The organism is Amycolatopsis sp. NBC_00348 (assembly GCF_036114655.1).
Lineage (GTDB): Bacteria > Actinomycetota > Actinomycetes > Mycobacteriales > Pseudonocardiaceae > Amycolatopsis.
This window is the reverse complement of record NZ_CP107994.1, coordinates 4,863,470-4,874,238: the sequence shown is the minus strand read 5'-3', so window position 1 is coordinate 4,874,238 and position 10,769 is coordinate 4,863,470. Positions and strand designations below refer to the sequence as shown.

General features: G+C 73.2%; 6 protein-coding genes. 5 read left to right on the top strand and 1 reads right to left on the bottom strand.

The features are described from left to right. Position 1 precedes the first annotated feature (1 nt). Together OHS58_RS21290 and OHS58_RS21285 are read left to right on the top strand one after the other, a co-directional pair. Positions 2-1,072 carry a MupA/Atu3671 family FMN-dependent luciferase-like monooxygenase gene (locus OHS58_RS21290; RefSeq protein ID WP_328649575.1) on the top strand — a complete coding sequence of 357 codons (1,071 nt, stop codon included), beginning with the start codon at positions 2-4 and terminating at the stop codon, positions 1,070-1,072. After that, on the top strand, positions 1,069-2,409 hold the full coding sequence (locus OHS58_RS21285) for a KamA family radical SAM protein (protein ID WP_328649574.1): 1,341 nt from the start codon (positions 1,069-1,071) through the stop codon (positions 2,407-2,409). Before OHS58_RS21290 ends, OHS58_RS21285 begins: the two co-directional genes overlap by 4 nt. Positions 2,410-2,774: 365 nt before the next feature. On the opposite strand, the gene OHS58_RS21280 is transcribed toward OHS58_RS21285, so the two are convergent. Beyond that, positions 2,775-3,743, bottom strand: a complete 969-nt coding sequence (locus tag OHS58_RS21280) for an ArsR/SmtB family transcription factor (RefSeq protein WP_247049425.1) — start codon at positions 3,741-3,743, stop codon at positions 2,775-2,777. Between the two features lie 175 nt (positions 3,744-3,918). Between OHS58_RS21280 and OHS58_RS21275 the strand changes: the two genes are divergently transcribed. The 3 genes from OHS58_RS21275 to OHS58_RS21265 all read left to right on the top strand — a co-directional run bounded on the left by OHS58_RS21275 (position 3,919) and on the right by OHS58_RS21265 (position 10,727). Beyond that, positions 3,919-6,915 carry a BTAD domain-containing putative transcriptional regulator gene (locus tag OHS58_RS21275; protein WP_328649573.1) on the top strand — a complete coding sequence of 999 codons (2,997 nt, stop codon included), beginning with the start codon at positions 3,919-3,921 and terminating at the stop codon, positions 6,913-6,915. Positions 6,916-6,982: 67 nt separating this feature from the next. Continuing rightward, positions 6,983-10,003, top strand: a complete 3,021-nt coding sequence (locus OHS58_RS21270) for a DEAD/DEAH box helicase (protein WP_328649572.1) — start codon at positions 6,983-6,985, stop codon at positions 10,001-10,003. Then, positions 9,996-10,727, top strand: coding sequence for an SWIM zinc finger family protein (locus OHS58_RS21265; RefSeq protein WP_328649571.1), 732 nt, complete (start codon positions 9,996-9,998; stop codon positions 10,725-10,727). Before OHS58_RS21270 ends, OHS58_RS21265 begins: the two co-directional genes overlap by 8 nt. Positions 10,728-10,769: the final 42 nt, after the last annotated feature.

The following is a 10,769-nucleotide window of genomic DNA, read 5'->3' as shown; positions in this document are numbered from 1 at the left end:
GATGCGCTTCGGCATCATGTTCTTCGCCGCTCCCGACGGTGCGGCCGCCTCCGAAACCTTCGACACCATGTTCGCCGCCGCGAAACTGGCCGACCGGGGCGGGCTGAGCGCCGTCTGGACGCCGGAACGGCACTTCGACCGGTTCGGCGGCGTCTTCCCGAACCCCGCGCTGACGAGCGCGGCGCTCGCCATGACGACGGATTCGCTGCAGTTGCGCGCCGGCAGCCTGATCTCGCCGCTGCACAACACCGTCCGGATGGCCGAAGAGTGGTCCGTGGTGGACAACCTCTCCCGCGGCCGGGCCGCGGTGTCCTTCGGCGCGGGCTGGAACGTCAACGACTTCGTGCTGAGCCCGCAGACCTACGCCGATCGGCGGGACGTCATGCTGGCGCAGCTCGACGACCTGCGCCGGCTGTGGCGCGGCGAGGCGATCGAGCTGCCCAACGGGCTGGGGCACCCGGTGCCGGTGCGCCTGTTCCCCCGGCCGATCCAGCCGGAGCTGCCGATCTGGCTGACGTCGTCGGGCAACCCGCAGACGTTCGTGGACGCCGGCGCCCGCGGCACGAACGTCCTGACGCACCTGATCGGGCAGGACGTCGACCAGCTCACGGCGAAGATCAAGCTGTACCGCGAGGCCCGGGCCGGGACCGGGCTCGATCCCGCCACCGGCGTCGTCTCGCTGATGCTGCACACCCACCTGGCCGACGACGAAGCCGAAGCGAAAGCGACGACGAGAACACCGTTCCGCGAGTACCTCCGCTCGGCGGTTTCCCTGGAGACCAAGGCGGCGAAGGGCGGCGGCACCATCAGCGGCGGCCACCGGATGCCGGCCGAGGACCTGCCGGACGACGTCGTCGAAGACCTGCTCGACCTGACCTGCGACCGCTACCTGCGGGACGGATCGCTGATCGGCTCGCCGGAAAGCTGCCGGACCGTCGTCGAACGCTTCGCGGCGGCGGGGGTGGACGAAGTCGCGTGCCTGGTCGACTTCGGCCTGAGCGCGGAGCGGATCCTCGCCGGGCTCCCGCCGCTGATCACCCTCGCGCGGCACTTCTCCCGGACCCGGCCTTGACCAGCTCGCGCGTCCGGCCGGCCCCGGCGCGGTTCAAGGCCTACCGGTTCCGCCAGGCCAGCCGGCTCGACCTGCTGGCGAAGCTGCCGGCGGACCTGCGCTTCGAGATGGAGGTCGTGTCGCACATCCTGCCCTTCCGGATCAACGACTTCGTCCTCAACGAGCTGATCGACTGGGCGGACCCGCCCGCCGACCCGCTGTTCCGGCTGTTGTTCCCGCACCGGGACATGCTTTCCCCCGAGCACTACGACGCGATGTCCGAGCTGGTGCGGCTGGGCGCGCCGGCCGCGGAGATCCAGGCGCTGGCGCGGAAGATCCGAGAGGAGCTCAACCCGCACCCCGCCGGGCAGCAGACGCTGAACGTGCCGTCGCTCGAGGGCGACGCGCTGCCCGGGATGCAGCACAAGTACGCCAACACCGTGCTGTTCTTCCCCTCCGCGGGCCAGACGTGCCACTCGTACTGCGCTTTCTGCTTCCGCTGGCCGCAGTTCGTCGGCGCCGAAGACCGGTTCTCCGCGCCGGACAGCACGGCGTTGCGCGCCTACCTGCGTGCGCACCCCGAGGTGTCCGACGTCCTGGTGACCGGCGGCGACCCGATGGTCATGCGGACCCACCGGCTGGCCGGGTACCTCGACCCGCTCCTGGCGGACCCCGGGCTGGAGCACGTGCGGACCATCCGGATCGGCACCAAGGCGCTCACCTTCTGGCCGCACCGCTTCGTCCTGGACGACGACGCCGGCGAGCTGCTGGCGTTGTTCCGGCGGATCGTCGCCGGCGGCCGGCACCTCGCGGTGATGGCCCACCTCGACCACTGGCGGGAGATGGAGGACCCGCTGTTCGCCGAGGCCGTCCGCCGGATCCGCGAGACGGGCGCGGTGATCCGCAGCCAGGCGCCGGTCCTCGCGCGCGTCAACGACGACCCGCGGGTGTGGTCCCGGATGTGGGAACGGCAGGTGGCGCTGGGCATCGTGCCCTACTACATGTTCGTCGAGCGCGACACCGGGGCACGCAATCACTTCGAGGTGCCGTTGGTGCGCACGTGGCGGATCTACGCCGACGCCGTCAGCGCGGTGTCCGGCCTGGCCCGCACCGCGCGCGGCCCCAGCATGAGCTGCGGTCCGGGCAAGGTGGAGATCCAGGGCGTCGCCGAAGTCCACGGCGAGCGGGTGTTCGTCCTGCGGTTCATCCAGGCCCGCGACCCCCGCTGGACACAGCAGCCGTTCTTCGCGGCGTTCGACCCCACCGCCACCTGGTTCGACGCCCTGCGCCCGGCCTTCGGCGAGCGGGAGTTCTTCTTCAGCCGGGACTACGCGGCGATGACCGGAGCGGGAAGCTGACGCCCTGGCCCGGGATCTTCAGTGGCACAGCAGGGAAGAGCCGCGTTCGGAGAGTTCGTGGAAGGCCGAACCGCGCGATCGGCTCCTCGTGAGGCGGGCTTCGGTCAGCCTGCCGCCTCTTTCGTGCGCTCCAGCTCGAACCGCGCGCCGATGCGGTCCAAGATCGCCAGGGACCGGCGGAATGCGGCGGCGTCACCGGTGAACCTCCTGGAGCACGACGTGTACCTCAGCTGGTGGTGACACCGAGCGGGTACGACACGAAGGTCCAGTCGGTGCTGAAGCACTGGCTGGGCAACGACTTCCCGTTCCGCAAGCCGTATTTCTCCAACCGGCAAATCCCCGGCTGACGCTCCGGCCCGGGATCTTCAGTGGCACAGCAGGGAAGAGCCGCGTTCGGAGAGTTCGTGGAAGGCCGAACCGCGCGATCGGCCCGTCGTCACCAGGCCCGCTCCGCGCAGTACCGACGTGTGCTGGCTCGCGCTGGCCAGTGAGATGCCCGCCGCGCGGGCCAGTTCGGTGGTGTTCACCCGGGGGAGGGTCGCGATGACGCGCAGGACCTCGGCGCGGGTGTTGCCGAGCAGGGTGTTGAGCGAGCGGTCGCAGCCGGTGGCGGGCTCGGCCGCCCAGCCGGGTTCCGGTGCGATGGGGTAGACGAGCACGGGCCGGTCCGGCTGACGCAGCAGCGTGATCGGGCCCGGCCAGCAGAACAACGACGGCACCAGCGTCAGCCCGGCGCCGCCGAGGACCAGGTCCTGCTCGACGGGGTAGGCCAGTTCGAGGACCGGGGCGCGCCAGCGGGCCGACGGGTGCAGGGTGGCCAGGACGGCCTCGAAACCCCGGGTGACGGCCAGTTCCGCCCGCTTCCGGCGATCGGCGCGGATGTGGCGGCGGATGGTTTCCCAGTGCGGCTTCACGGCCGCGTCGTGGTAGGTCGTCAGCGCGTCCCCGAGCAGGTTCAGGGCCGGCACGTTGCCGTCGGCCAGGTCCGCCGGCCAGGACGCGACCCGGGTGCCGGACGCGAGCTGGGCGATGTCGGCGCGCAGCCTCTCGCGCGGTGTGCTGAGGACGAGGTCCAGCCCGGTGCCGAAGTCGGCGACGTCGCCGGACGGCGTGAGGAAGTCGGGGGAGTACCCGGTCGGCCGGCTCAGCGTGCGCAGCACACCGGCCGGGCGGGCGAGGCGCGCCGGCAGGCCGCGCCGCCAGCCGCGGAAGCGCAGGTCGGCCGGTGCCGGCGTCGTCAGGTGCAGGCTGAGCAGTACCTCCCACATCGGGTCGGGCTCGGCGAGGATCCGCACGCGCACGAGGTCGGCGTCGGTGAAGTGGATGCGAAGCATGAATCCCCCAGTTGGTGACAACCCGACCATATGGTGCGGCGACGCCTGAACGCTGTACGCTTCCTGTACGCGGGCTTATCGCGTTCCACCTGCGAATTCGTCGAAACTTCAGCGGTCCGACCGGCAGAATCCGGCGACGATCGGCAGGAACAGGGGAAGACTTGCGAGGGGGCCGATGACGCTGGGGGAGCGGCTGCTGGCGTACCGGCGGCGAGCCGGGATCAGCCAGCAGGAGCTGGCCGGGCTCGCCGGGGTCAGCGTGCGGACGTTGCGGGACATCGAGCGGGGCGAGGTGCGCCGGCCGCACGCGCGGTCGCTGGCGAAGCTCCTGGAGGCCACCGGGCTGGCGGACGTCGGCCCCGCGCCCGGCGAGCGGGCCGGCGGGTTCCGCGTCGAGGTGCTGGGCCCGCTGGCGGTGCGGCAGGACGGCCGTGAGGTACCGCTCGGTTCGGTGATGCAGGCCCGGCTGCTGGGGCTGCTCACGCTGCGCGCCAACCAGGTGGTGTCCCGCGCGGACGTCGTGGAGTTCCTGTGGGGCGAGCGGTCCCCGGAGTCGTCGGTGAACCTGGTCCAGACCTACGTCTCGCGGCTGCGGAAGTTCTTCGCCGGCCTGGACGCCGATCCCGGGCTGGTGACCCGCGTCGGGCCGGGGTACCGCCTCGGCCTGGCACCCGGGCAGAGCGACCTGCTGGAGTTCGCCGAAGCCCTGTCGCAGGCCCAGGAAGACCGCCGGGCGGGCGATTCCGCCGCGGCCGTGCAGTCCTACCGGTCGGCGCTGGAGCTGTGGCGCGGTCAGGTCCTGGACGGCGTCCTGCTGCCCGCGGCCCCGCACCCGGTGGTCGTCGCGGTCACCCAGCAGCGCCTCAAGGCCGTGCTCGACTACGCGGATCTCGCGGTGCCGCTCGGCCACCACGACGACGTCCTCGACCGGCTGCGGGAAGCGGCCTTCGCCGACCCGCTGCACGAAGGGCTGACGGAGCGGATCATGCGGGCGCTGGCCGCCTCGGGGCAGCGGGCGGCCGCGGTCCAGGTCTTCCTCGCCTTCCGCGGCCGGCTCCGGGAGAACCTCGGCCTCGAGCCGGGTCCCGAACTGCAGCGCACCTACCTGCACAGCATCCGCGAGGAACCGGGCACGCCGACCCCGGCGCTGCTCAGCCGCCGCTCCGGGACCCCGGCCGCGCCCATCCCCGCCGAGCTGCCGCCCGACCCGTCGCGGTTCATCGGCCGGGACGCGCAGCTGCGGCAGCTCGACGAGTTCGTGTTCGACGCCGCGCCGCACGCCTCGGCCCGCGTCGTCGTCCTCAGCGGCACCGCGGGCGTCGGGAAGTCGGCGCTGGCCGTGCGGTGGGCGCACCGGATGCGCCACCGCTTCCCGGACGGGCAGCTGCACGCCGGGCTCAACGGCTTCTCCACGGTCGGCACCCGGTCGGCGGGCGAGGTGGTGGCCGCGTTCCTCACCTCGCTCGGCGTCGCGCCCGCCACCATCCCGGTCGACCTCGACGCCCGGGTCGCCCTCTTCCGCTCGGTGCTGGCCGACCGCCGGATGCTGCTGGTGCTGGACGACGCCGTCAGCCCCGATCACGTGCGCCCGCTCATCGCCGCCAGCCCGCACTGCGCTGTGCTCGTGACGAGCCGCAACAGCCTGGCCGCGCTCACCCTGCACGTCGACGCGCTGCTGGTCGAGCTCGACGTGGTCTCCCGCGGCGAAGCCATCGCGCTGCTGCGGGCGTCGTGCGAGCGGGAGGCGGCCGAAGCCTCGCCCGGGGCCCTGGCGGAGCTGGCCCGGCTGTGCGCCCACCTGCCGCTCGCGCTGCGGATCGCCGCCGCCAACATCGCCGGCCGGAAGACGGTCGCGGAGTACCTGACCGTCCTGACCGAAGGCGATCGGCTCGCCGGGCTCTCCCTGGGCGGCGACAGCCGGTCCGCGGTGCTGACGGCCTTCGAGATGTCCTACGCCGCGCTCCCGCCGGAGACGGCCCGGCTGTTCCGGCTGCTGGGGTCGCTGCCCGGAGCCGACGCCGGGATGCCGGCCATCGCCGCGCTGGCCGGCGCCGGCGTGGACGACGCGGCGCGGATGGTCGACCGGCTGGTCGCCGCGCACCTGGTGCAACGACGGCCGGGCGGCCGGTTCCAGACCCACGACCTGCTCCGCCTGTTCGCCGGGCAGCGCAGCGCCCGCGCCGACGAGGAAACGGACCGGGCGGCGGCGCTCGAGCGGTTGTTCGACTACTACCTGGAGACCGCCACCCAGGCGACCGCGAGGCTGTACCCGGGCATGCTGCGGCTCTCGGAGCTGCGCCAGTACCCGCCGTCGCCCTGGCGGGAACGAGATGAGCCCGGGGTCTGGCTGACCGCCGAACGCGCGAACTTCGCCGCCGTCGTGGCCCACGCCGTCGACCACGGCCCGCAAGGCGTGGCCTGGCAGCTGATCGACGTGCTCCGCGGCCACCTCTGGCGCACCTACGACCCGTCGTCGTGGTGCGCGCTGGCGCTGGCCGGGCTCGACGCGGCGCGCCGGGAGGGCAACCGGGCCGCCGAGGCCGCGATGCACTACAGCCTGGGCGCGGCGCACCGCTACGGCCTGCGCGACCTGGCGGCCTCCCGGCAGCACCTCGACCAGGCCCAGCGGATGCTCCGGGAACTGGGCGACACCACCGGCTGCGCCGCGGCGCTGGACAGCCTGGGCATGGTGCTGCACGAGGCCGGCGAGTCCGCCCCGGGCCTGGCGGCGCTGGAGACGTCGCTGGAGCTGTGCCGTGAGGCGGGGTTCGTGGTGGGCCAGGCGAAGGTGCTCGGCAACGTCGGTTTCGTCCTGGCCACGATGGGCCGCACCGAGGAGGCCAGGCAGCGCTTGGCCGAGGCGGCGGCGTTCGCCGCGCGGCTCGGTGATCGTCACCTGGAAGCGACGGTCCAGCACAACCTGGGTTACGCGCGGGCGTGCGACGGGCGGTTCATCGAGGCCGAGCGCAGTTACCAGCAGGCCCTGCTGATCCGGGAGGACATCGGCGACGCCGAAGGCCGCGCGTCGACGCTGGAGAAGATCGGCACGTTGCTGCACGACACGGGCAACCCCGCCCAGGGAACGCGGTACTGGGAGGCGGCCCTGGTCGTCTTCGACGACCTGTCCCACCCGAAGGCGGCCGAGGTCCGCGCCCGGCTCGGCCAGTACTGACGGGCCGCTCCGACCAGGCGTGCGACGATCTGCGGGGAACCCGGATCGGACTAAGGAGCCTCGGACCTTGCCTGTGGTGCACGCTCTGTGGTCTCCGGGCCGGGGGCTGCTGCTGTGGGCGGAGCACGACCGGCGCCCGGCCGGTACGTCGAGCCGGTCGGCGCGGATCGCGTTGCCGCATCCGTTCGCGGTCTCCAGCGCGCAGCTGACCGCGCTGCACCCCGGCAAACCCACGTCGGCGACGCTGCTGCTGCCGTCGCGGGCGAGCCGGCCGCTCGCTTCTGCCGAGCAGGCTGCGGGTCAGCGGCGTGGCCCGGCGCCGTCGTTGCGGCCGTGGTCGGTGCCGGCGTTGATCGTGGACGCGACCGAGCTGGACGACCTCGACGACGCCGCCTCGTACGGCGAATCCGTCACCTACCTGCGCGCGGTGGCCCGCCTGGCCGCGGATCTGGTGCGGCGCGGGCGGGTGCTGCCGACGCTGCTCCGCCAGGGCGACGCGGCCGAGGCCCGGTGGCGCCCGGTGCTGCAAGGCGTCGACTTCGTCGCGTTCGACTCGCTGGTCGCGGCCATGCCGCCGGTCGGACGGGCCGAGCAGGTCGCGCCGCTCACCGGGGCCTCGCCGCGCGCGCTCGTCACCGATGCCCTTCACACCCTGGTCGACACGGCGGTCCGGGACCGGCTCGCGCGCGCGGAGCCGCCCGTCGACCTGCGCGGGGGCCGGGGCGCGGCCGGGGTGTGGCTGGCCGCGTTGCAGGGCGGCGGTCCCCGCGTCGAGCTGCCGCTGAGTGAGCTCGGTGTGCTGGCCGAGGCCGTCGCGAAGTGGGACGAGGTCGCCGACACCGACGTCGTCGACGGCCGGGCGTGTTTCCGGCTGGCCGAAACCGGCACCCTGCGTCGACCGGCCGACGCCGATCCCGACGACCAGACCGGCGACGGCACCAAGTGGCAGCTGCGGTTCCTCCTGCGCGCGACGGCCGATCCGAGCCTGCTGCTCTCGGCGGGGCAGATCTGGTCGGGCGAGGCGCACGGGCTGGTCCGGGACCCGAAGGGGCTGCTCGTCGCCGAACTGGGCCGGGCCGCGCTGGTCGAACCGATGCTGGCGCCGGCGTTGCGCCGGACGCAGCCGGCCGAGTACGACCTGACCGTCGAGGAAGCCGAACGGTTCCTCACCTCGGGTGCGACCCGGCTGATCGAGGCCGGGTTCGAAGTGCAGCTCCCGGCCTCCTGGGACGGCAGGCGCCGGCTCGGGCTGCGGCTGTCGGTCCGCAGCACGCCGTCCGAGCAGGTCGTCACCCGCAACCGGGTGGGCCGCGACGAGCTGGCCACGTTCCGCTGGACGATCGCGGTGGGCGACGTCGAGATCGGCCGAGAAGAACTGGCCACGCTCGTCGCGGCGAAGACCTCGCTGGTGCGGCTGCGGGGGAGGTGGATCAGCGTCGACGCCGATCGCCTGCGCGCCGGACTCGAGTTCCTGCGCCGCGACCCGTACCGGCACACCGAGCCCCCGACCGGGGCCGAACTGCTGGAGCTGGTGCACCTCGCGCGGGAGGCGCCGCTCCCGGTCACCGCCGTCAGCGCCGACGGCTGGGTCGGGGACGTCCTGGCCGGGCGGGTCGAGGAGGCCCTGCGGCCGGTCGAGCTGCCGCCGTCGTTCCGGGCCACGCTGCGCCCCTACCAGCAGCGGGGTGTCGCCTGGCTGGCGTTCATGGCGGAGCTGGGGCTCGGGGCGTGCCTGGCCGACGACATGGGCCTCGGCAAGACCGTCCAGACGCTGGCGCTCGAGGCACTCGAGCGGGCCGCGGGCGAGCACCGGCCGACGCTGGTGCTGTGCCCGATGTCGCTGGTCGGCATGTGGCAGTGGGAGGCGGCGACCTTCGCTCCCGGCCTGCGGGTCCACGCCCACCACGGCAGCGCCCGCACGCACGGCGACGCGCTCGCCGAGCAGGTCGCCGCGGCCGACCTCGTCGTCACGACCTACGCCACCGCCGCCCGCGACGCCGATGAACTCGAGAAGGTCACCTGGCGACGCCTGGTGCTCGACGAAGCGCACGCCATCAAGAACGCCGACACCGCGACGGCCAAGGCGGTGCGGCGGTTCACGGCCGGGCACCGGCTCGCGCTGACCGGTACCCCGGTGGAGAACCGGCTGGCGGACCTGTGGTCGGTGCTGGACCTGCTCAACCCCGGGCTGCTCGGCAGCAGGTTCGAGTTTCGGCAACGATTCGCCGTCCCGATCGAGCGGCGGGGCGACACCGACGTGGCCGCCGAGCTGCGCCGGCTCACGCGGCCGTACCTGCTGCGCCGGGTGAAGACCGACCCCGCGATCGTCCCCGAGCTCCCGGAAAAGCTCGAGATCCGGCAGGAGTACCGGCTCACCCGCGAACAGGGCACGCTGTACTGCGCGATCGTCGACGAGATGATGAAGAAGATCGAGAACAGCCAGGGCATCAAGCGCCGCGGCAACGTCCTCGCCGCGATCACGAAGCTCAAGCAGGTCTGCAACCACCCCGCGCACCTGCTGCACGACGGCTCCCCGATCGGGCGCCGCTCCGGCAAGGTCAGCCGCCTCGAAGAGGTCCTGGCGGAGATCCTGGCGTCGGGTGATCGGGTGCTGTGCTTCACGCAGTACACCGAGTTCGGCCACATGCTCGTGCCCCACCTGACCGACCGGCTCGGCGTCGAAGTCGCCTTTTTGCACGGCAGCTTGGCCAAAGGCGCGCGAGACGCGATCGTGGACCGCTTCCAATCCGGCGACGGGCCGCGGATCCTGGTGCTCTCGCTCAAAGCGGGCGGCTCCGGGCTCACGCTGACCGCCGCCAGCCAGGTCCTGCACCTGGACCGCTGGTGGAACCCGGCCGTGGAGAACCAGGCCACCGACCGGGCGTTCCGGATCGGCCAGGGCCGCACCGTCCAGGTCCGGAAGTTCGTCTGCCCCGGCACCATCGAAGACCGCATCGACACCTTGATCACCAGGAAACGCGCGCTCGCGGGCATGGTCGTCGGCGAGGGCGAAAGCCGGCTCACCGAACTGTCCACGGACGCGCTGCGCGGGGTGCTCACCCTGGGGGAGGACGCGATCGATGACTGAACCGCTCCCGTGGTGGCCGACCCGGTTCCTCCGGGCGCTGACGGCGATCGGCGTCCTCTTGCCCGCACCCGGCCGGGGCCGCGTCGTGTCCCTGGAGGTCGGCGCCGGGCGCGTCGAGGCCGAGGTGCGGGACGGCCGCGCGTACCAGGTGCGGATCGGGCTGACGGCGTTCGGGAAGGCGGACTGGGCGGCGATCACCCACGCCCTCGCCGCGAAGGCGTCGGCCACCGTCCTGCTGCTCAGCGGCGAGCTGCCCCGCGACGTCGAGCAGATCTTCACAGCAGTCCGGCTGCCGCTGTTCCCGTCGTCGGCGCGGGAGGTGTCGCTGGACTGCACCTGCCCGGACGCCGAAGTGCCGTGCGGCCACCTGAACGCCGTGTTCGCCGCGCTCGTGGCCCGGGTCGCCGACGACCCGTTCACCGTCCTCGCCCTGCGCGGCCGGAACCGCGAAACGCTGCTGGAGGAGCTGAAGAACCGGCTCATCTCCGCCGAACCGCTCGATCCCGACGACCGGTCGCCGGCCCTGACCGAGGTCATGAGCACCTTCTTCGCCGGCGGCCAGGCCCCGGGCCTGGCCGCCGCGGCACCGCTGCACGGACCGCGTACGCCGGTCGACGCGCTCCTGGACCAGGCCCCGCCGTTCACGATCACGGCGGGCGGCGAAGACGTCACCGAACTGCTCCGGCCGGCGTACCGGGCACTCGCCGGAGACCCCGGCGCTTAGCTTCGGCCGGCGGTGACGACGGTCCGGCTGCGACACTGTCCG